This window comes from Plantactinospora veratri (genome assembly GCF_036421995.1).
GTDB lineage: Bacteria > Actinomycetota > Actinomycetes > Mycobacteriales > Micromonosporaceae > Plantactinospora > Plantactinospora veratri.
In genome coordinates this window covers 412,975-433,586 of the sequence record NZ_JAZGQL010000008.1, presented here as the reverse complement: position 1 = coordinate 433,586, position 20,612 = coordinate 412,975, and the positions used below count along the sequence as shown (strand labels likewise).

The following is a 20,612-nucleotide window of genomic DNA, read 5'->3' as shown; positions in this document are numbered from 1 at the left end:
GATGCCACGGGCGGCCGCTCTCCACCCCCCAGTGATGCGCCGACTCCGCCCTCCGGATGGCCTCCAAGCACGGAAGCGGCGCGCTATCGAGGAAAGGCCGAAGATCACCTTGGATGTGCAGAAGTTGACTGAGAGTGTACGTGGCCGGCTGAAGCTGCTCACCGCCACCGGCATCGGTGCCGCCCTGCTGCTGATGCCGGGCACCGCCGTGGCCCAGCCGGCCGGGCCCGCCGGACCGGCGGGGGAGTGCTACGACCGCACCCTCCCGACGACGTACGAGGAGACCCGGATCGACACCCCGGCCCAGCCGGGCGGCGTACAGGTGCCGAACACGCTGATCGAGGTCGGCGGCTTCACCCCGTTCGTCACCCGGCTCACCGCCGAGCTGTGCGGGGCACGGTCGGTCGGCCAGGCCGACAAGCTGCTCCGGTCCCGTGGCGCCGAACTGTGGCGTACCGCCGTCGAACGGGCCCAGGGCAAGCGCTGGATGGGCAGCATCGAACGGTACGACGACCGCCCGCTCTACTGGTCGCGGCTGACCGCCATCCGCGACCTCCGACAGTGGACGCCCCGGTTCCGGCTCACCGACACCGCCCGGGCGGCCCTGCTGAAGACCTTCGAGTACGCCTCCCGGGGCATCTCCTCGACCGACTTCTCGACCAGCCGTTCGGTGACCCGGGTGCTGGTCAGCGGCTTCGACCCGTACCAGCTCAACGGGGAGATCCGCCGCTCCAACCCGTCCGGCGCCTCCGCGCTGCAACTGGACGGGCAGGAATACCGGGTCGGCGACCGGACGGTGCAGATCCAGGCGGTCTCGCTGCCGGTGACCTGGAGCGGCTTCGACCTCGGCTACGTCGAGGACGCCTTCGGACCACACCTGACCCGGAACAGCCGGGAACGCGCCGACCTGATCATGACGATCAGCCAGGGCGGCCGGGCCCGGATGGCCATCGAACAGTGGGCCGGCGCCTGGCGCGGCGGCAGCCCGGACAACAACAACGAGGGCACCCCCGAACTCGTCCCGCAGGTGACGAACTGGCCGCAGCCGGCCACCAACCCGGAGTTCATCGAGACGACCCTGCCGTACCAGCAGATGATCGACGCCGGCACGACGCCCTGGCCGACGGCGCTCAACCCGCGGATCTGCGAGTGGACCGGCAACACCCGGCCGGACCCGACCAGGGTCTCCTGCCACGACAACGGCCCCTCCCCGGACGCGCAGGCCCAGGCCGGCGGCGGCGGGAACTACCTCTCCAACGAGAGCATGTACCGGTCGAACCGGCTCCGGCTCGCCCTCGGCGCCACCGACGTCCCCGGCGGACACCTGCACATCTCCTCGCTCGTCTACCCGCAGAACCCGCTGGACATCATCGACCCGCCGTTCGCCTCCGACCGCGCGCAGACCATCGAACAGACCGTCGCCCTGGTCAAGGCCGCGGGCGCGGCCGTCTCCGGAGTCGGCGACCGGGCCCGGGGGGCCGGCAACCCCCGGGCCCGGCCGACACACCCGCATCCCGAAGACCCCGTTGCGCGCCCCGAGAAGGACGGCGCCGGGCCTTCGCCATCGTCTTCGCGTAGAAAGGCCTGACCATGCGCAGGATCACCAGCGGCGCGGCCGCTCTCGTCCTCGCCGCCGCGCTCGCCGGCTGTGGCGGATCCGACGGCGCCGGTAGCACCGACGAGGTCAAGCTCGCCGGTCTCTGGCCGCTCAGCGGTCCCAACGCCACCCAGGGCACCGACGTGCTGCACGGCGCCGAACTGGCCGTGGACGTCGTCAACAACGACCATCCCGGCCTGGACCTGCCGCTCGGACCCGGCAAGGGACTGCCCGGGCTGGGCGGTGCCCCGGTGAAGCTGATCACCGGTGACACCCAGGGCAAGCCCGAGGTCGGCGCCGGAGAGGTCGACCGGCTGGTCACCGGCGAGAAGGTCGCCGCCGTGATCGGCTCGTACCAGTCCGGCGTGACGCTGACCGCGAGCCAGCGGGCCGAGCGGCTCGGCGTACCGTTCGTCAACGAGGCCTCCTCGTCGGTGGCGCTCACCGAGCGGGGCCTGAAGTGGTTCTTCCGGACCGGGCCGACCGACGAGACCTTCGCCCGGTCGATGTTCGACTACCTCAAGGCCCGGCAGGCGGCCGGCGCCCAGATCCGTTCGGTCGGCGTCTTCCACAGCAACGACCAGTTCGGCAACGACGGCGCCGGGGTGACCGAGAAGGTCGCCGCCGAGGCCGGCCTGCCGGTCACCGTCAACGTCGGGTTCGACCCGACCGCGGCCGACCTCGGCTCGCAGGTGGCGCAGGTGCGGAGCAAGGGTCCGGACGTGCTCTTCGTGCTCGCCTACACCGACGCGGCGATCAAGCTGATGAAGACGCTGGACCAGTTGGACTACTACCCGCCGGCGCTGCTCGCCTACGGCACCGGGTTCGCCGACCCGGCCTTCGCCACCGGGCTCGGCGCGCTGGCCGACGGCGCCTCCACCCGGGCGGCCTGGTCCGGTGAGATCGCCGAGAAGCGGCCGGCCGCCAAGACCGTGGCGGACCTGTTCCAGCAGCGGTACGGCGCCCCGATGACCGAGAACTCGGCGCGGGCCTTCACCGCCGTACTGACGCTGGCGCAGGCGATCGACACCGCCAAGTCGGTCGAGCCGGCGAAGATCCGCGACGCGCTGCGCGGACTGGACGTCCCCGGCGAGAAGACGATCATGCCCTGGACCGGGATCAAGTTCGACGACAAGGGACAGAACACCGGTGCCGCCGGAGTGGTCGAGCAGATGATCGAGGGGAAGTACCGGGTCGTCTTCCCGGCCGACCTCTCCTCGGTCCAGCCGATCTGGCCGATGAACCAGGCCCGGCGATGAGCCGGCGGACCGGCGGGCACCCGAGGGGGGCCGCGCCATGACCGACCTGCTCCAGTCCGTGGTCAACGGGCTGCTCATCGGCGCGGTCTTCGCACTGGTCGCGGTCGGCCTGACCCTCATCTACGGCGTGATGGACGTGATCAACTTCGCGCACGGCGAGATGGTCATGCTCGGCATGTACGCCTCGTTCTTCGCCTGGTCGCTGCTCGGCCTCGACCCGCTGCTCTCCATCCCGCTCGCCGGGGTGTCGATCGCGCTCACCGGCGCGCTGATGTACTTCGGCGCGGTCGGCCGGGTGCTCGGCAAGTCCCCGCTGGCCCAGGTGATCGTCACCTTCGGACTACAGGTCTTCCTGCGCGGGCTGGCCCAGTTCCTCTGGACCCCGAACACCCGGACCGTACCCCGGCCCTGGGCCGCCGGGCTGCGCTGGGAGATCGGCCCGGTGGTGATCGGCGGACCGCAGGTCATCATGGCCGTCGGCGCGCTGCTCGCCACCGGCGCGGTCGCGTACTTCATGAACCGGACCCGGCTCGGCGGCGCCGTACGGGCCGCCGGGGAGGACCCTGCGGCGGCGTCGCTGATGGGCATCGACCCCCGCAAGATGTACGCGCTCTGCTGGGTGATCGCCGGCCTGGCCACCGGCGTCGCCGGAGCGCTGCTGATGAACTCCTACTCCGCCTCGCCGACCGCCGGGGTGAGCTTCGTGCTGATGGCCTTCGTGGTGGTCGCCTTCGGCGGCTTCGGCAGCATCACCGGGGCGGCCCTGGCCGGCCTGCTCGTCGGCGTCGCCCAGGGTGTCGTCGGGCTGTACGCCCCGAGCTACACCCTGGCCGCCGCGCTGGCCCTCTACCTGGTGGTCGTGCTGGTACGGCCGCAGGGACTGCTGGGGACGAGATGACCAACCCGATCGAGGGGGGACGATGAGCGCCCCGACCGTACTGCGCCAGCCGGCACCCGCCCGGCTCGGCACCCCACCGGCCCGGCGGCTGCCGGCCTGGGGGACCGCCGGGCTGATCCTGGCGGTGCTGGCCGGGTACCCGCTGGTCTTCGCGGACTCGGCGGCACACAACATCGGCATCCTGGCGCTGACCTTCGGGATCGCGGCGACCGGCTGGAACCTGCTCGGCGGCTACACCGGGCAGATCTCCTTCGGGCACGCGCTCTACTTCGGCACCGGCGCCTACACCACCGCGCTGCTGGTCCGGCAGGGCTGGTCGCCGTGGCTGGCGATCGCGCTGTCGCTGCCGCTGGCCGCGCTGCTCGCCGCCGCCGTCGGCTGGCCCTGCTTCCGGCTGCGGCACCACTACTACTCCATCGCCACGATCGCGGTCGCCGAGATCGTCTTCATCCTGGTCACCAACCTGCCCGGGCTCGGCCAGGCGAACGGCTGGGAGCTGCCGGTGGTCGAGCCCTCGCTGGCCAACCTCCAGTTCTCGCTGCTGGACAAGCGACCGTACTACTACGTGGCGCTCGGCTTCTTCTGCCTCGCCGCGCTGGCGGTCTGGCTCTTCCTGCGCGGCCGGGCCGGCAACTACGTACGGGCGATCCGGGACGACCAGGAGGCCGCGGCGGCGGTCGGAATCGACGTACACCGCTACAAGCTCGCCGCCGCCGCGCTCTCCGGCGCGATCACCGCGCTGGCCGGCGGCTACTACGTGATGTACGTGCTCTTCGTCGACCCGCCCTCCGGGCTCGGCCTGGACCTGTCGGTGTCGTTCACCCTGATGGCGGTGCTCGGCGGGGTCGGCCGGTTCTGGGGGCCGCTGCTCGGCGCCTGGGTGCTGGTCTTCGTCCAGGACGTCACCCGGCAGGAGTTCTCCGGCAGCGGCCGCTCGATCGACCTGCTGCTCTACGGCGCGCTGATCGTGCTCGTCTCGATCACCGAGCCGGGCGGCCTGCTCGCCATCGGGCAGCGGCTCTGGGCGCCGGTCGCCCGGCGGCTGTCCCGCAAGCCTGCCGGAAAAGCCGGTTCGGAACCGGCCGGATCTGCTGAGGTGAAGGCATGACCGCGCGCGAGGAGGCCAGGACCGGGACGCTGCTGAGGATCGACAACCTCTCCTGCCGGTTCGGCGGCCTCTGGGCCAACCGCGACGTCAGCTTCGACGTGGCGCAGGGGGCGATCGTCGGGCTGATCGGGCCGAACGGCGCCGGCAAGAGCACGCTCTTCTCGATGGTGGCCGGCGCCCAGCGGCCCACCTCCGGCCGGTTGGAGTTCGACGGCCGGGACGTCACCGGCTGGGCACCGCACCGCGCGGCCCGGGCCGGGGTGGGACGGACCTTCCAGTTGATGCGGGTGTTCGGCTCGATGAGCGTGCTGGACAACCTCACCACGGCAGCGTTCGCCCGGCATCCCCGACTGCGGGACGCCCGGCGCCGGGCCGGCGAGGTCGCCGAGCTGACCGGGCTCGGCCCGGTGCTCGACTCGCCGGCCGGGTCGCTCACCGCCGCGTGGAAGAAGCGGCTGGAGATGGGGCGGGCGCTGGCCACCGAGCCGAAGCTGCTCCTCCTCGACGAGGTGCTCTCCGGGCTGACCCCGACCGAGGCGCGCGAGGCGGTCGAGATCGTCCGGAGCATCAACCGGGGCGGCGTCACCATCCTGATGGTGGAACACGTAATGGAGGTCATCATGCCGCTCTGCCACCGGGTGGTGGTGCTGCACTACGGGCAGAAGATCAGCGAGGGTACCCCGGAGCAGGTCGCGCACGACCCGACGGTGGTCGAGGCGTACCTGGGGAAGGCGCTGTAGATGCTGACCGTACGGGATCTGCACGTGGACTACGCCGGGGTCGTCGCGCTGCGCGGCGTCGACCTGCGGGTCGAGGCGGGCGAACTGGTGGCGCTGGTCGGCGCGAACGGGGCCGGCAAGAGCACCCTGCTGGCGGCGGTCTCCGGGCTGCACCGACCGGTACGCGGCAGCGTGACCTTCCTGGACGAGGACGTGAGCGGGCTGCCGGCGTACCGGATCGCGCGCCGGGGCGCGGTGCTGGTGCCGGAGGGGCGGCGGCTCTTCGGCCACCAGACGGTGTTGCAGAACCTGCTGCTCGGCGGCTACCACCGCAGCGCGACAGAGCGGGAGGCGGACCTGACCCGGGTCTACGAACTCTTCCCGGTCCTCGCCGAGCGGTCCGGCCAGCGCGCCGGCACGCTCTCCGGCGGCGAGCAGCAGATGGTGGCGCTCGGCCGGGCGTTGATGAGCCGGCCGAAGCTGCTGATGCTGGACGAGCCCTCGCTCGGCATCTCACCGAAGTTCACCAAGATGATCTTCGAGGTGCTGGCCGAGATCCGCCGCGACGGCACCACCATGCTGCTGGTCGAGCAGAACCTGCGGGCCGCGCTGGAACTGGCCGACCGGGCGTACGTGTTGCAGACCGGCGAGGTGGTGATGGCCGGCCCGGCCGACGAGCTGGCCGCCTCCGACGAGGTACGCCGCTCGTACCTCGGGCTGTGAGCCGGTACGACGGGGCGGACGCGACGGTGCGGATCATTCCGGTGGGGCTGCGCGCACTCCTGGTCGAGGTGACCGAGCCGGCGCAGACCGCCGCGCTGGTGGCACAGCTGCACCGGTGGCGGGACCGGGGTGAACTGGCCGGCGTGCAGGACGTCGTACCCGGAGAACTCACCGTGCTCGTCGACGGGCTGGACGATCCGGCGGAGCTGACCCGGCGGCTCGCCGGCTGGCGACCGGGCAGGGCCCGCCCGCCGGACGGGCCGCTGGTCGAGATACCGGTCCGGTACGACGGCGCCGACCTGGCCGAGGTGGCCCGGCACTGGGGAGTCGCCGAGGAGGAGGTGGGGCGGATCCACAGCGCACCGGAATACCGGGTCGCGTTCTGCGGCTTCGCCCCCGGCTTCGGTTACCTGACCGGCCTGCCGGAGCGCTACCACCTGCCCCGGCGTGCGGTGCCGCGGACCCGGGTGCCGGCCGGCTCGGTCGCACTGGCCGGTGGCTACGCCGGGATCTATCCCCGGGACTCGCCCGGCGGCTGGCAACTGCTCGGCAGCACCGACCTGGTCCTCTTCGACCCGGACCGGGACCCGGTCGCGCTGCTCACCCCGGGCGCCCGGGTCCGGTTCCGGGACGTCGACGCCGTCGACACCGACGCCGCCGGCGGGCGGGGCGGGCGGACCGGCCGGGGCGGTGTGCGGGCGCGGCACGGCGCCGGGCGCGGCGAGGCGCCGGCATGACCGAGGGCCGCTTCGTCGAGGTGGTCAGGTCCGGCGTGCTCAGCACCGTGCAGGACCTCGGCCGACCCGGGCACGCGCATCTCGGGGTACCCCGCTCCGGCGCCCTCGACCTGCCGGCGCACCTGCTGGCGAACCGGCTGGTCGGCAACCCGCCCGAGGCGGCGACGATCGAGACCACCGTCACCGGCGTCTCCGTGCGACTCGGCCGGGCCGGCACCGTCGCGGTGACCGGAGCCTGGGCGCCGGTCACCGTGGACGGCCGGCCGGCGAGCTGGTCGGCGCCGGTCTCGGTGCCGGCCGGGGCCCGCGTCGAGGTTCGCGCCGCCCGGCGCGGCCTGCGCTGCTATCTCGCCTTCGCCGGTGGGATCGCGGTACCGCCGGTCCTCGGCAGCCGCTCGACCGACCTGCTCTCCGGGCTCGGCCCCGCGCCGCTGGCCGCCGGGGACCGGCTGCCGCTCGGCGAGCCGCCCGGGCCGCCCGCCCCGGTCGATGTCGCCCCGACCGGGACCCTCGCCGAGGAGTTGACCCTGCGGGTCCTGCTCGGCCCCCGAGCGGACTGGTTCACCGACGACGCGGTACGCATCCTCGGCAGCGAGCGTTACCGGGTCTCCACGCTGAGCAACCGGATAGGCGTACGCCTCGAAGGGCCGGCGCTACCCCGTCGGATCGGCGGGGAGCTGCGCAGCGAGGGGGTGGTGCTCGGCGCGGTGCAGGTACCCTCGGCCGGCTCGCCGGTGATCTTCCTGGCCGACCATCCGACCATGGGCGGCTACCCGGTGATCGGGGTACTGCACCCGGACGACCTCCCGCAGGTCGCCCAGGCCGCCCCCGGCAAGCCGGTACGGTTCCGGGTCGTCGAGCCCGGCCGCCGCCCGTCGGAACAGCCGTAGGAGGGCGCCACCCCTTACCTCGGCCCCGCAGAAACGATCATGCTTGGATGGTGGGAGAGGCCGGGCGCGCCCCGGCGGAGAGGAGCAGACGATGACCGTGGCCACCCGTCCCGGCTTCCACCTGGCGATCCCGGTCGACGACCTGGCGCGGGCCCGCGCCTTCTACGGCGGGGTGCTCGGCCTCGCCGAGGGACGGTCCGCGCAGGCGTGGGTCGACTGGGACTTCTACGGCCACCAGGTGGTGACGCACGTCGTACCGGCGGCCCGGCAGGCCGACGCGGGACGCAACCCGGTGGACGGGCACGACGTACCGGTGCCGCACTTCGGGCTCATCCTCCCGATCGACGACTTCCACGCCCTCGCGGACCGGATCCGGGCCGCCGGTGCCGAGTTCGTGATCGAGCCGTACCTGCGGTTCGCGGGCGAGCCGGGCGAGCAGTGGACGATGTTCTTCCGCGATCCGGCCGGCAACGCCCTGGAGTTCAAGGCGTTCCGGGACGAGTCCCAGATCTTCGCCAAGTGAGGCGTAAACCGCTGGACGGCGTGCCGCCACCGGCCTAGCGTCTGCCGCGTCCGTGCGATGCCTACGTGTGAAGAGGTGCATTTCATGAGGGTCCAGCCCGCCCCGACCACCAACTCCGGGACGACCGCACCAACCCCCATGACCTCTTCACACGTTAGGAAACTCAGAAGTGGACCTACCACGTAGCTTCACCATCCGGGAGAGCAGCCACCGCATCCACAACCCGTTCGACAGCCGCAAGCTCGCCACCCTGGGTGCGGCACTGCGACTCCCGCCCGGCGCCCGGCTGCTCGACCTCGCCTGCGGCTCGGGCGAGATGCTCTGCACCTGGGCCCGCGACCACGGCGTCGTCGGCACCGGGGTGGACATCAGCACGGTGTTTCTCGGCCGGGCCGAGACCCGGGCCGCCGAACTCGGCGTCGCCGACCGGGTCGGGTTCGTGCACGGCGACGCGTCCGGGTACGTCGCCGACACCCCGGTCGACGTCGCCGCCTGCGTCGGCGCGACCTGGATCGGCGGTGGGGTAGCCGGCACGGTCGCACTCCTGCGGCGCAGTCTCCGCCCCGGCGGGATGATGCTGATCGGCGAGCCGTACTGGCGGCGCGAGCCGGTCGACCAGGCCTGCGTCGAGGCCTGCCACGCGACCAGTCGGGACGACTTCCTGTCGCTGCCCGAGACGGTCGAACGGTTCGCCGCGCTCGGTGCCGACGTGGTGGAGATGGTCCTCGCCGACCAGGACGGCTGGGATCGCTACGTCGCGGCGCAGTGGCTCAACCTCCGGCGCTGGCTCGACGAGAACCCGGACGACGAACTGCACGCCGAACTGCGCGCGGAACTCGACACGGCGCCCGTCCAGCACGTCAGCTACCTGCGGGAGTACCTCGGCTGGGGCGTCTTCGTGCTGGTCGACCGCTGAGTCCGGGCGGGCCGTGCTCCGCTCGGCGGGGCACGGCCCGTCGGTCGGGCGCCACGCCCGGGCACCGTTGCGGGTACGACAGATATTGACCGTCCGGTACGTACCGGGGTTACATGATTCGGTGACCTCGTTCGAGGTGGTCAGCATGGGGCGGGTGGGGGTGGACATCTATCCACTCCAGACCAACGCCCGGCTGCCCGACGTCGAGACGTTCGGAAAGTTTCTCGGCGGCAGCGCCACCAACGTCGCGGTGGCGGCGGCCCGGCACGGCCGGCGGGTGGCCCTGGTCACCCGGACCGGTGCCGACCCCTTCGGCGAATACGTGCACCGCGCGCTGCGCGACTTCGGGGTGGACGACCGCTGGGTGAGCCCGGTCGCCGGGCTGCCGACCCCGGTCACCTTCTGCGAGATCTTCCCGCCCGACGATTTCCCGATCTACTTCTACCGCTACCCGAAGGCGCCGGACCTGGAGATCCGCCCGGAGGAACTGGACCTGCCCGCGATCCGGGCGGCCGGGGTCTTCTGGTTCACCGGCACCGGCCTCTGCGAGCTGCCGAGCCGGGACGCGCACTTCGCCGCCCTCGGCGCCCGGGGGCGGGCCGCGAACACCGTCTTCGACCTGGACTACCGGCCGGGTTTCTGGTCCTCCCGGGAGGAGGCCCGGGCGGCGTACGAGTCGGCGCTGCGGTACGCCACCGTCGCGGTCGGCAACCTCGACGAGTGCCGCACCGCCGTGGGGGAGCGGGAGCCGCACGCCGCGGCCGAGGCGCTGCTGGCCCGGGGCGTACGGCTGGCGGTGGTGAAGCGGGGACCGGCCGGTGTGCTCGCCCGGACCGCCGACGAGGTGGTGGAGGTACCGCCGGTGCCGATCGAGGTGGTGAACGGACTCGGCGCCGGGGACGCCTTCGGCGGGGCGCTCTGCCACGGGCTGCTCGCCGGGTGGCCGCTGGACCGGACCGTCCGGTTCGCCAACGCGGCCGGCGCGCTCGTGGCGTCCCGGCTCGCCTGCTCCGCCGCGATGCCGACCAGCGCCGAGGTCGACGAGATACTCGCCGGACCCCGGCACCCGGTCGGCTGACCGGTCAGGGCTCGGCGCGCAGCCCGGCCGGGTCCGCGAGCCGCTCCCGGAACGAGGCCGTCGTGTTCAGCAGCGGGAAGGGTTCCGCCGGCACGTCGACGCCGAGGAACTCGCAGAGCGGCTCCCAGCCCTGCGCCACGTCGAACTCGCCGAGCCGGTCGGCCGGTACGGTGGCCCGCACCTCCGCGAGGTGCTCCGCGTAGACCTTGAGGGCGTGCTCCCGGTCCTCGAACCGGCCGCCGAAGGTGCCCTGCCAGATCAGCGTCTCCGTCAGCCTCGGCTGGTCCAGCAACTCCGGACGGGTCTCGAACGCCTGCCGCAGCCCCGGCGGCGCCGACTCCACGTCGAGGGTCCGGGACTGGTAGATGGTGCTGCGGACGCTGTCGTACCAGCGTTCCGGGTCGCGTACGGTCAGCAGCACCTTCGCCTCGGGGTAGACGTCGATCAGCTCTCGCCAGAAGTACACGCTCGGCCAGTCCACGGTGGAGTGGTAGCCGTCGAGCAGCCGTGACCAGTCCACCGGCCCGCCCTGGGCGGCCCGTAGCCAGTCACCGATCGTCTCCGGATGTTCGAACAACTCCGCCATGTGGTGGCACGGGCCGAAGCCGAGCAGTTCCAGCGCCTCCTTCGTCGACCTGGTGCCGGTACGCCCGAAGCCCACCCCGATGACCCGCAACTCGCCGCCTCCCTCTCCCTATCGTCCGGTCCCAGTCAACAGGGTCGGCCGGCCGGGCGGAACAACCGGCGCCGCGCGATTTCAGGGTGCCGGCCGGTCGGCCAGCTCGGCGGGATCGAGACCGAGGGTCGCGAGCAGACCCGCGTGCCGGACGCTGTCGACCCGGCCCGGCAACTCCCGGTCGATCCAGTCGGCCCTGACGTCCTGGCCGCGACTGCGCAGCCATTCGACGATTTTCACTTTGTCGATTTCCATCGGTCCCTCTCCTCGCACGCGATTCCGGTCGGCTGCCGTAGGTCATTGGCCGGATCCTCGCCGGCCCCGCCGATGGCCTGCCGTGCAGCCTGATCGCCTGGGTGGCGACTCCGACGTTCCGTCGCGTCGGGGCGCGCGTCGGTCGACGGGCCAACCCCAAACAGTACGCGGTGCCGGAGCGTCCACGGGCGGCACGGATCCGCCGACGGTGGGGCACCGGTTCCGGCGAGCACACCACACCGCGCCCGGGCGCGTACCCCCGATCGACGCGAATCCCGAATTCACCGGCTCGTTCTCCGGCGGGCGGGGAATTCCGACATCGTGCGCGTAGGGGAAATTGATTCAGGGCTAGACTGAAACTGTTCTTGGACCCCGGCGCTACGGGTTTACGGACTCCGCGTACCACCGCCGAGATGAGGGTCCAGCGATGACAGGGTCTGCCAGCCCGGTGTGGCCGACCGGACGCCCGAACGGCACCGATTCCGCTCCCTGAGTCGTATACCGTCCGTCGACTCGCTGAGCGCGTTGCCAGCCGTCGGCGGAAGCCCGTCTCGCCGGCCGTTCCGTCTCGGCAGTTCCCGCCATCGCGACTGCCGACCACCGGCGGCCCACAGCACCGGCCCGGATGCAGCACGCCAGCCGCCCGGGCCGGACGGTACGGGATCCTGGGCCCCGGTTCGAGGCCCAGGATCCCGCCACCTTCGTCGAACCGCACCCGCGCCGGGGCAGCGACCGCGCGGCGACGCCGGCATCCCGGCGGCGGGACGACGGCACCACGTCTGCCGGGCGCGCAAGACGCCCGGCCACTCCGGGCCGGTGCCGGGACGACCGTCCGGGTACCGGCCGAACGCCCCTCCGCCCACCCCCCGGTCCAGGAAGGATCACTGATCATGCTCACCGCAGACCAACGCGCCACGAGGATCCCGTCGGCGCCGCCCTCGCAGCCCCGCCTGTCACTTCCCCCGGCCCGCGCCAACGGGGCGGTTCTGGACGGTGCCTGGTGGCCCCGGTCCTGGGATCCGCTGGCCGAACTCCCCGGACTTGTGGTGACTCTCTCCGCCCGCTACGGACGGATCCGCAACGTGGTACTCAACAGTGGCGCCTGGGACGGGCGGTTCCGCCGGTTCGTGGCCGGCGACGACGTGGTCCGAGCGGGCTGGTTCAGCTCGCTGGACGCCGCCCTGCTGATCGCCACCACCGAGGGCGGAGACCAGATCGACCTGCTCGTCGTACCGCCCTCCACCACGGCGGCGGCGGCCGAGCGGGCGATGACCATGGCGGCCGACCCGGCCAACACCCTGCGGGCACCGGCCATCATCGCCGCCGACGGGAGTGCCCGAATGGAGAGCACCGGGCAGCCAGCCCGGTGACCCGCCGCGCGGACCACGACGGGTACCCCATCGAGCCCGTCACCGCCTGACGACCGGCGTCGCCGTCCCGGCTGTCCGGTCGGTCGTCCGCATCGCGATGTCGAGCGGCGGCCGTCGGCTCCGTCCGTCCACGAGAACGTTCCACAGGACGGAGACGACGATGAGCAAAGTGTTCTTCACGGTGGGCATGTCCCTGGACGGCTATTTTGCCGGTCCGAACGCCGGGCCGGGCAACCCGCTCGGCGACGGCGGTGCCCGGATCCACCAATGGGTCTACCGGACCGCGACCTTCCGGGAGCGGCTGCGGTTCGGCGGCGGGGGCGGCGAGACCGGCCGCGACGACGACCTGGTCCGGAACACCTTCGCCCGGACCGGGGCCAACGTGATGGGCCGGCGGATGTTCGACGAGGGCGAGGTCGCCTGGCCCGAGGAGGCGCCGTTCCGCTGCCCGGTCCTCGTGGTCACCAACCGGGCCCGCGACCCCTGGGTGCGTCCGGGCGGCACCACCTTCACCTTCGTGACCGACGGCATCGAGAGCGCCCTGGCGCAGGCCCGGACGGCGGCCGGGGAGCGGGACGTCCGGATCTCCGGAGGTGCCGACCTGATCCGGCAGTACCTGGCCGCCGGGCTGGTCGACGAGTTCGACATCGACCTGGCGCCGGTGCTGCTCGGCGGCGGCGTCCGGCTCTTCGACGGCCTCCCCGGCGCGGCAGGGCTCCGGCTCCGGGCCACCGAGGCGGTCGCCCACCTGCGCTACCGCCTCGCCAACTGACCTCGGATCCGGACACCGGAAGGAGTACGACGAGACGACGAAGACCGGCACCCTGGACGTACCGGGGGCGACGCTGTACCACGAGGTGCGCGGCGGCGGTCCGGTGCTGCTGCTGATCTGTGGCGGGGTGTACGACGCCGCCGGCTACACCGCCCCGGCCGAGCTGCTCGCCGACCGGTACACGGTACCGGCTGCTCACGGCGGACTGAGTCGGGCCGGGCGCCGTGCGGGAGCGCCCGACGTGGCAGGCTGTCCGAGTTCGTCACGTGACCGTCCCGGATCCGACCAGCGACCCCAGAACGGACCGGAGCATGGAGATCATTCAGAGGCCGGACCCGCCGACCGGACTGCGCCGCCGGTTGTGGCGGCTGCCGATCTGGCTCTACCGGATGCGGCTCGGCCGGCTGCTGGGTGATCGGGTCATGCTGCTCAGCCACGTCGGCCGGGTCTCCGGCACCTGGCGGCAGGCGGTCATCGAGGTCGTCGAACACGATGGGCACGGCTACGTGGCCGCCTCCGGTTTCGGCCCGCGCGCGGACTGGTACCGGAACGTCATGAAGACCCCGGCGGCCACCGTCCAGGTCGGCAACCGGAGGATCGAGGTGACCGCCACGCCGATCCCCGCCGACGACGGTGCGGAGATCATGGCCAGGTACGCGCCCCGTCACCCGGCAGCCGCGCGAAGGCTGTGCCGGATCATGGGGTTCGGGGTGGACGGGAGCGTCTCGGACTATCGCGAGGTGGGCAGGCGGATTCCCTTCGTGCGGTTCACGCCGCGAGGCTGACCCGCCCGCACCCCCTGCGCCCCGTCAGGACCACCCGTCCCCGGCCGGGTCGGTCAGCAGCTCCGTCGCGCCGGCCCGGTCCGCCAGCCGGGCACAGCCGGCCGGGTCGCGTTCGCCGTCGGCTACCACGACGTCGTAGCGGAGGTGCAATTCCGTGCCGGGTGCGAACGGGTACTCCCGGTCGAAGAACGGGGCCGGGCCGAGGCAGGCGTACGGCTCGGTGCGGACGAACCACCGGGTGGGTGCGCCCGGATTCGTCGGATCGTCCCGGAACACCAGCGTCGACGCGAGGGTCTCGGCCGGCCCGAGACCGTCGTGTCGGCCGACGAAGCCGAGCCACGGCCCCCGCCAGCCCATCAGCTCGTCCGCGCCGGTCCCGGCCGGGGTCACCACCCGGCCGCCCCGGAACGAACGCGGCCCCTGCCAGAGCAGTCCGCCGTAGCCGGCGTTCTCCCGCCCCTGGGTGGTCGGGCTGCCGATCGTGATCACCGTGTCGCCGTCGTTGCGGAGTACGGTCTCGAACCGCAGCCGCCACGCGCTCTGGTTGGCCCAGACCGCCACGGCCAGCCGCCGCCGTTCCGAGACGACCCGCCGGCCGTCGCGGGCCACCCAGCGCAGCCGTTCGACCAGGCGTACGGCGTCGGGGTCGCAGCGCAGCACCGGGAAGTCGAGGTGTTCGACCATCCCGATGTTGTCGAGCCTGCGGTATCCCTGGCCGCGCAGATAGGTCGACCCGCCCCAGAAGTTGTCCGGCCCGAAGTTGGAGATGCCGAAGCAGAGTCCCTTGTGCCAGAGGTGGTCGTGCGGCCGGTAGAGACTGACGACGTTGCCGGCGAGGGTCCGCAGCGGGTGGAAGTAGGGTCGCGGCGCCTCCTCCCGGGGCTCCTGCGGGCGGTAGACGTAGTGGAACAGCTCCGCGCCGCGCCAGCCGACCCGTACCGACCGGGCGACGTCGTGGCTGACGGCCAGCCCGTTTCCCGCAGCACCGGCCGCCACGCCGTGCTCCGGGACGCCCCCGGCGGGCAGCGGCGGACGGGCCGACGGCACGGGTACGGCCGGCGGTGGCGTTGCCGCGGCCGGCACCAGTGGACCACCGTTCACCATCGCGGACCGTCCCCCTGCATCCGCCGGTAGAACGGCGAGTCCTCGCCCAGCTCGTCCGGGCGGACCGGCCGGCGGGTGAACGCCGACGCGTAGACCCCGGCGACCAGTCGCATGGTCCGCCGGGTCTCCGTCGAGGTGACCGGTGGCGGACTGCCGGCCCGCAGGCTCCGGAGCACCTCGGCGAACTGCGCCCCGTGGCTGCTGCGCACCCCGGCAGCACCGGTCCGCCAGGCCGCAAGGACCTCGTCGGCGTACTCCGGTGCCGGGGTGATCCGCCAGTCGTCGTCGCCGTAGCCGTACAGGTGGGTCAGCTCGACCGTGGCCCGCTCGAAGTCGAACCGCAGGTAGCTCTCCTCGCGGATCGACAGCAGGCTGTTCACGACGCTGGCCACCGCCCCGTTGGCGAAGCTGACGTGGGCCATGCTCAGATCCTCGGTCTCGGACCGCCGGGCCTGCTGTCGGGCCAGGGCGGAGACCTCGGTCCAGTCGCCGAGGATCGCGCAGAGCAGATCCATCTGGTGGATGCCGTGCCCCATCGTCGGACCGCCGCCCTCGGTGTCCCAACGCCCCCGCCACTGCACGTCGAAGTAGGACTGCGGGCGGAACCAGGTGGTGTGGCAGACCGCCATCAGCGGCCGGCCCAGGACTCCGGCGTCGAGCAGGGCGCGCAGCCGCAGCGCGCCGGTGCCGAACCGGTGCTGGAAGACGGTGGCCAGCGCCGCTCCGTGTCGCCGCTCCGCCTCGACCAGCTCGTCCAGCTCGCCGAGGTTCAGCGTCGGCGGCTTCTCGACCAGCACGTTGGCGCCGGCCCGCAGGCAGGCGAGGGCCAGCTCGTGGTGCGCGCCGGGCGGGGTGCAGACGTGCACCAGCTCGGGCCGCTCCTTCTCCAGCAGGCTGGCCAGGTCGGGATGCCGGGCCGGTACGTCGTACCGGTCGCAGAACGCCGACAGCCGGCCGCCGTCGGTGTCGACGGCGCCGACGAGGCGTACCTCGTCGCCGAGCTGCCGCAGCGCCTCGGCGTGCAGTCGGGCGATGTTCCCGGTCCCGACCACGGCGGCGCGGATGGGTTCCACAGGTGCTCCTTAGCGAGGTGGTGCCAGGGGTACTCAGTCGCGCCGGGCGCGGAGCGGGTCGTACGGGGAGAGGAAGCCGCACATCCCCAGGGTCGTCTGCTCGGGTTGGACGATCCGGGTGACGGTGGCGTCGGCGAGGTGGCTGTGGTCGCCGCGCCGCAGCGCGTCGAGTTGTTCCCCGGTCTGCCGGCTCGCCGCCGCCGGCCCCTGCTCCCAGCGCTCCTGCCAGGCGTCGAGCTGTGGGCGTACCAGGGCGGCGGCGGCCGCGTAGAAGTCGTCGAGCGCGGCGGTGTCCCCGGCCGCGCACCGGCGGCGGAGTTCGGCGAACCCCTCGATGGCGAGGTCGCGGCGGGCCCGGGCCCGTGCTGCGGTGGGCGGGTCGGAGCCGTCCGGCCCGGTCAGCGAGACCGCCCGCCGGTACGTCGCCGGATCGGCGAGCTGTTCCGGCGGCAGCGTGAGTACGGCGTCGCCGGCCTCCGGCAGTCCACTGTTCTGCATGATCACGACGACCTGGAGGGCGCCGTCGTCGTTGACCGCCCGGTGGATGGTGCCCGGGGTGAACCAGAGCACGTCGCCGGGGGCCAGCGGTGATTCCTCGAAGCCCCGCCGGGTCAGGGTCTGCAACCGGCCCCGGCCGCCGACCACCACGTAGCACTCGGTGCAGCAGAGGTGCACGTGCGGGGTGCCGCCGTGCAGGCCGTCGTCGGTCTGCCAGGGATAGACCCGCAGGTTGGTGATGCCGACGGCGCCGGGAAAGGGCGGTGGCGTGCTGTCCTCGCCGGTCACGGCGCGTGTTCCGCGGCGAACGCCTCGATCTCGGTCCGCTGCCAGGCACGGTCGGCGAAGACCACCCGGTGGGCGAGCCGGAGGCTGTCGTCGGGCGCGAGCACCACCTCCTCGTCGAAGGCGGGGGAGGGGTTGACGGCCGGGAACGGGGTGTTGCGGACGAACCACTTGATCGGTACGGCCGCGCTGGAGGTACCGGCGAAGACGAGTACGGTGCCGCCGCCGTCGACCTCGTCGTGCTGCCCGGTGTACGCCAGCCAGGGGGATCGCCGGCCCATGCTCTCCGGCCCGCCACCACCGTCAGCGGTGATGATCTCGCCATCGGTCCAGCCGCGCGGTCCCCGCCAGAAGAATCCCGTGTAGCCGGCGTTCGGCCGGCCGTGCGTGGTCGGACTGCCGACCCGCAGCTCCGCGCCCCGGATGTTGCGCAGTTCGGTGCGGAAGTCGAGCATCCAGGTGCCGCGCGCGGGGTTCACCCCGTGGATCCGCAGTTGCCGTCGCTCGGCGACCCAGTGTTCGTCGGTCGAGGTGATCCAGGTCAGCGACTCCCGCAGGGTCAGCTCGGTCGGGGTGACGTCGACCAGGTCGAAGCTGTCGTGCCGCATCCGGCCTACGTTGTCGCGTACGAGGTAGCCCTGGCCGTGCACGTACGAGTTGCCGCCCCAGAAGTTCTGCCCGGACAGGTGCGAGATCGTCATCTGGAGGCCCTTGTGCCACCGGTGGTCGTTCGGCCGGTACGCCGAGACGAGGGCGCCGTCGAGCGTGCGCAGCGGGTGCAGGTAGGGCTTGGGTGCCTCGAAGGCCGGCACCGGGGCGTCGTACACGTAGGTCGCGATGTCCACGCCGTCCGCGTTGACGACGATCTGGTGGCCGTGTTCGTGGGTGACGGTGATCCGGCCGGTGGTGTTCCCCGCGGAGGTCATGGAAGCGACGGTGCCTTTCGTGGCGTGGCGGTAACCGCTTTCCCGAGCTAACCGCCTTCCACCTGCAACGTCAAGATCCAACACGATCTGAAAGACTTTCGGCCGTCGTGTCGCCGTGCGGGCCACTGCGACCGGCGCCGTCGGACGGGTGGTGTGACGGGGAACCGGTCCCCCGCACCGGGGGAGGGGCTGTTCGGTCGCGCCGTCACCACTGTGGACCGGGTCGGGCCGGGGCGACGGTAGGGTGCGGATGCCGGGCGGGTCACCGGCCCGGACGCCACACCGACACCTTCTCGGGGCCGCCACCATGACCAAACGATCGTCCGGAACCGTCACGCTGATGGACGTGGCACAGGAGGCCGGGGTCTCGGTGGCGACCGCGTCCCGGGTGCTCAACGGCAACGGCAGCCGCCAGGTGCGGGCGGACCTGATGGACCGGGTGCTCGCCGCCGCCACCGCGCTGAACTACTCGGCGAACGCGCCGGCCCAGGCGATGGCCCGGGGGCGGACGAACCTGGTCGGGCTGCTGGTGCACGACATCGCCGACCCGTTCTTCTCGTCCATCGCGGCCGGCGTGATGCACGCCGCCGAGCGGCACGGCAGCATCGTGACGATGTACAGCACGACCGGCCGGGCCGAGCGGGAACTCGACTACCTGGCGACCCTGCGCGGCCAGCGGCCCCAGGCGGTCATCCTGGCCGGCAGCCGGACCGCCGACCGGGCGCTGCGGGAGCGGCTCGGGGCACGGTTGCGCAGCCTTGAGGAGGCGGGCGCCCGGGTCGCCCTGATCAGCCAGCACGTCCTGCCGATCGACACGGTGCTGCTGGAGAACCGGGACGGGGCCCGGCTGCTCGCCCGGCGGCTGGTCGAGCTGGGGCACCGGCGGTTCGCCGTACTCGCCGGGCCGCGGCATCTGCTCACCGCCCGGGACCGGCTCGCCGGGTTCCAGGCCGGGCTCGCCGACGCCGGCATCGCGCTGCCCAGGGCGCAGGTGGCGTACGGCGACTTCACCCGGGACGGCGGTTACCTCACCATGCGGGACCTGCTCGCCCACGACCTGCGGGCCAGTTGCGTCTTCGCGGTCAACGACGTGATGGCGGTCGGCGCCATCTCGGCGCTGCGCGACCACGGGGTGCCGCTGCCCGGCGGAATGGCGGTGGCCGGCTTCGACGACATCGTCACGCTCCGGGATGTCACACCGTCGCTCACCACGGTACGGCTGCCGCTGGAGGAGGTCGGCGCCGCCGCCCTGGAACTCGCGATGCAGCCCCGGGCCGAGCGGCCCCGGCTGCGCCGGATCCGGGCCGAGGTGGTCATCCGGGACAGCACGCCCGCGCTGCCCTGACCGTTCCGACCGGCGGCGCGGATTGGTCGGGACCGGGAGGCCCGGTCAGAGTCGCCGCCACCAGGTCTGCTCCACCAGGTCCTGACCGAAGCTGTGGTGCGGGGCCTGGTCGCGCAGCTCGAAGCCGGCCTTCTCGTAGATCCGCCGGGCGTCGGCGAGTACGTCGTTGGTCCAGAGCATGATCTCCCGGTAGCCGGCCCGGCGGGCGAAGCGCAGGCACTCGTCGACCAGCCGGCTGCCGATGCCCAGCCCCCGGGCCTCCGGCTCGACGAGCAGCAGGCGCAACTGGGCCACCTCGTCGTCCCGGCGGACGCAGAAGACGGAGCCCACCGGCGCGCCGTCCAGCTCGGCGATCCAGGCCTCCTCGCGGCGGGGGTCGCGGCCGTCGACGTAATCGGCGACGATCCGGGCGATCAGGGCCTCGCAGGTGATGTCCCAGCCGTACTCCTCGGCGTAGCGGACGCCGTGCCGGTGCACCACCCAGCCGAGGTCGCCGGGGCCGACCGGCCGCAGCAGGTACGCCCGGGGCGGCGGCGTCCCGCCGAGCAGGCGACGGATCGTGCACATCGCCTCGACCAGCCGTTCCCGATCCGTGCCGGAGAGCCGGGTCAGCAGGCTCTCGATCTCGTTCTGGGTCCGCTCGTTGAGCAGCTGGTACGCGGCGCGCCCGGCGTCGGTCAGCGCGACCACCTGCCGGCGCCCGTCCACCGGCGACTGGCTGCGCTCGACGAGGCCGTCGGTGACGAACCGGGACAGGATGCGGCTCAGGTAGCCGGGGTCCAGTCCCAGTTCGCGGCGGAGCGCCGGCACCTCGGTGGCCGGGCGCTGGGCCAGCTCGTAGATCACCCTGCCGTCGGTGAGCGAGAAGGGCGTGCGGACCACCCCTTCGTCGAGCACGCCGATGATCCTGGTGTAGAAGCGGTTGAAGTCGCGTACCGCGTCCGCCTGCGCTGCCAGCGGGGAAGTCATCTGCCTATTTCAACAAATCCTTTGCCATTGTCAAGGGTTTTAGACCGGGTCGCACGGCAGGTCTGGCCAACGCACGGACGGCCGGTCAGCTCCGGCCCGGCCGGTA

General features: G+C 72.7%; 22 protein-coding genes. 15 read left to right on the top strand and 7 right to left on the bottom strand.

The window, feature by feature from the left end:
• Positions 1 to 124 precede the first annotated feature (124 nt).
• The 11 genes from V1634_RS14205 to iolC all read left to right on the top strand — a co-directional run bounded on the left by V1634_RS14205 (position 125) and on the right by iolC (position 10,448).
• Positions 125 to 1,588, top strand: a complete 1,464-nt coding sequence (locus V1634_RS14205) for a hypothetical protein (protein ID WP_331208252.1) — start codon at positions 125 to 127, stop codon at positions 1,586 to 1,588.
• 2 nt (positions 1,589 to 1,590) lie between these two features.
• Positions 1,591 to 2,856: an ABC transporter substrate-binding protein gene (locus V1634_RS14200; RefSeq protein WP_331208251.1), complete on the top strand. Its 1,266-nt coding sequence runs from the start codon at positions 1,591 to 1,593 to the stop codon at positions 2,854 to 2,856.
• A 37-nt stretch (positions 2,857 to 2,893) separates the two neighbouring features.
• Complete coding sequence (locus V1634_RS14195; RefSeq protein WP_331208250.1) at positions 2,894 to 3,754, top strand: branched-chain amino acid ABC transporter permease; 861 nt, start codon at positions 2,894 to 2,896, stop codon at positions 3,752 to 3,754.
• A 22-nt stretch (positions 3,755 to 3,776) separates the two neighbouring features.
• Positions 3,777 to 4,862 carry a branched-chain amino acid ABC transporter permease gene (locus V1634_RS14190; RefSeq protein ID WP_331208249.1) on the top strand — a complete coding sequence of 362 codons (1,086 nt, stop codon included), beginning with the start codon at positions 3,777 to 3,779 and terminating at the stop codon, positions 4,860 to 4,862.
• Positions 4,859 to 5,602 (top strand): ABC transporter ATP-binding protein, encoded by a 744-nt coding sequence (locus V1634_RS14185; RefSeq protein ID WP_331208248.1) that lies wholly within the window; start codon positions 4,859 to 4,861, stop codon positions 5,600 to 5,602. Before V1634_RS14190 ends, V1634_RS14185 begins: the two co-directional genes overlap by 4 nt.
• Positions 5,603 to 6,304 (top strand): ABC transporter ATP-binding protein, encoded by a 702-nt coding sequence (locus tag V1634_RS14180; RefSeq protein ID WP_331208247.1) that lies wholly within the window; start codon positions 5,603 to 5,605, stop codon positions 6,302 to 6,304.
• The gene (pxpB, locus tag V1634_RS14175) at positions 6,301 to 7,041 is read left to right on the top strand and encodes a 5-oxoprolinase subunit PxpB (protein ID WP_331208246.1); all 741 of its coding nucleotides are present in this window, start codon (positions 6,301 to 6,303) and stop codon (positions 7,039 to 7,041) included. Before V1634_RS14180 ends, pxpB begins: the two co-directional genes overlap by 4 nt.
• Positions 7,038 to 7,931: a 5-oxoprolinase subunit C family protein gene (locus V1634_RS14170; RefSeq protein ID WP_331208245.1), complete on the top strand. Its 894-nt coding sequence runs from the start codon at positions 7,038 to 7,040 to the stop codon at positions 7,929 to 7,931. The genes pxpB and V1634_RS14170 overlap by 4 nt, the downstream gene beginning before the upstream one ends.
• Before the next feature lie 91 nt (positions 7,932 to 8,022).
• Positions 8,023 to 8,454: a VOC family protein gene (locus V1634_RS14165; protein WP_331208244.1), complete on the top strand. Its 432-nt coding sequence runs from the start codon at positions 8,023 to 8,025 to the stop codon at positions 8,452 to 8,454.
• Between the two features lie 169 nt (positions 8,455 to 8,623).
• The gene (locus tag V1634_RS14160) at positions 8,624 to 9,370 is read left to right on the top strand and encodes an SAM-dependent methyltransferase (RefSeq protein ID WP_331208243.1); all 747 of its coding nucleotides are present in this window, start codon (positions 8,624 to 8,626) and stop codon (positions 9,368 to 9,370) included.
• Between the two features lie 121 nt (positions 9,371 to 9,491).
• Entirely contained in the window at positions 9,492 to 10,448 is a 957-nt protein-coding gene (iolC, locus tag V1634_RS14155; RefSeq protein WP_331208242.1) for a 5-dehydro-2-deoxygluconokinase, read from the top strand.
• A gap of 4 nt (positions 10,449 to 10,452) precedes the next feature.
• Here iolC and V1634_RS14150 read toward each other — a convergent pair whose 3' ends face one another.
• Positions 10,453 to 11,124 carry a sulfotransferase family protein gene (locus V1634_RS14150; protein WP_331208241.1) on the bottom strand — a complete coding sequence of 224 codons (672 nt, stop codon included), beginning with the start codon at positions 11,122 to 11,124 and terminating at the stop codon, positions 10,453 to 10,455.
• Positions 11,125 to 11,205: 81 nt separating this feature from the next.
• Positions 11,206 to 11,379, bottom strand: a complete 174-nt coding sequence (locus tag V1634_RS14145; RefSeq protein WP_331208240.1) for a hypothetical protein — start codon at positions 11,377 to 11,379, stop codon at positions 11,206 to 11,208.
• An 890-nt stretch (positions 11,380 to 12,269) separates the two neighbouring features.
• On the opposite strand from V1634_RS14145, the gene V1634_RS14140 reads away from it, so the two are divergent.
• From V1634_RS14140 to V1634_RS14130, 3 genes are all read left to right on the top strand, one after another.
• Positions 12,270 to 12,749, top strand: coding sequence for a DUF5994 family protein (locus V1634_RS14140; RefSeq protein WP_331208239.1), 480 nt, complete (start codon positions 12,270 to 12,272; stop codon positions 12,747 to 12,749).
• Between the two features lie 160 nt (positions 12,750 to 12,909).
• On the top strand, positions 12,910 to 13,521 hold the full coding sequence (locus tag V1634_RS14135; protein ID WP_331208238.1) for a dihydrofolate reductase family protein: 612 nt from the start codon (positions 12,910 to 12,912) through the stop codon (positions 13,519 to 13,521).
• A gap of 311 nt (positions 13,522 to 13,832) precedes the next feature.
• The gene (locus tag V1634_RS14130; protein WP_331208237.1) at positions 13,833 to 14,306 is read left to right on the top strand and encodes a nitroreductase family deazaflavin-dependent oxidoreductase; all 474 of its coding nucleotides are present in this window, start codon (positions 13,833 to 13,835) and stop codon (positions 14,304 to 14,306) included.
• Positions 14,307 to 14,330: 24 nt separating this feature from the next.
• Here V1634_RS14130 and V1634_RS14125 read toward each other — a convergent pair whose 3' ends face one another.
• From V1634_RS14125 to V1634_RS14110, 4 genes are read right to left on the bottom strand one after another with little or no spacing between them, the layout of a single operon-like run.
• Positions 14,331 to 15,410 (bottom strand): DUF6807 domain-containing protein, encoded by a 1,080-nt coding sequence (locus V1634_RS14125; protein ID WP_331208236.1) that lies wholly within the window; start codon positions 15,408 to 15,410, stop codon positions 14,331 to 14,333.
• Positions 15,404 to 16,483, bottom strand: coding sequence for a Gfo/Idh/MocA family protein (locus V1634_RS14120; protein WP_331208235.1), 1,080 nt, complete (start codon positions 16,481 to 16,483; stop codon positions 15,404 to 15,406). The genes V1634_RS14125 and V1634_RS14120 overlap by 7 nt, the downstream gene beginning before the upstream one ends.
• A 33-nt stretch (positions 16,484 to 16,516) precedes the next feature.
• A complete protein-coding gene (locus V1634_RS14115) occupies positions 16,517 to 17,269 on the bottom strand; it encodes a cupin domain-containing protein (protein WP_331208234.1) in 753 nt (250 codons plus the stop codon).
• Positions 17,266 to 18,192 (bottom strand): DUF6807 domain-containing protein, encoded by a 927-nt coding sequence (locus V1634_RS14110; protein WP_331208233.1) that lies wholly within the window; start codon positions 18,190 to 18,192, stop codon positions 17,266 to 17,268. Before V1634_RS14110 ends, V1634_RS14115 begins: the two co-directional genes overlap by 4 nt.
• A 340-nt stretch (positions 18,193 to 18,532) precedes the next feature.
• Between V1634_RS14110 and V1634_RS14105 the strand changes: the two genes are divergently transcribed.
• A complete protein-coding gene (locus V1634_RS14105; RefSeq protein ID WP_331208232.1) occupies positions 18,533 to 19,537 on the top strand; it encodes a LacI family DNA-binding transcriptional regulator in 1,005 nt (334 codons plus the stop codon).
• A gap of 45 nt (positions 19,538 to 19,582) precedes the next feature.
• Here V1634_RS14105 and V1634_RS14100 read toward each other — a convergent pair whose 3' ends face one another.
• Positions 19,583 to 20,506, bottom strand: a complete 924-nt coding sequence (locus tag V1634_RS14100; RefSeq protein ID WP_331208231.1) for a bifunctional helix-turn-helix transcriptional regulator/GNAT family N-acetyltransferase — start codon at positions 20,504 to 20,506, stop codon at positions 19,583 to 19,585.
• Positions 20,507 to 20,612 lie beyond the last annotated feature (106 nt).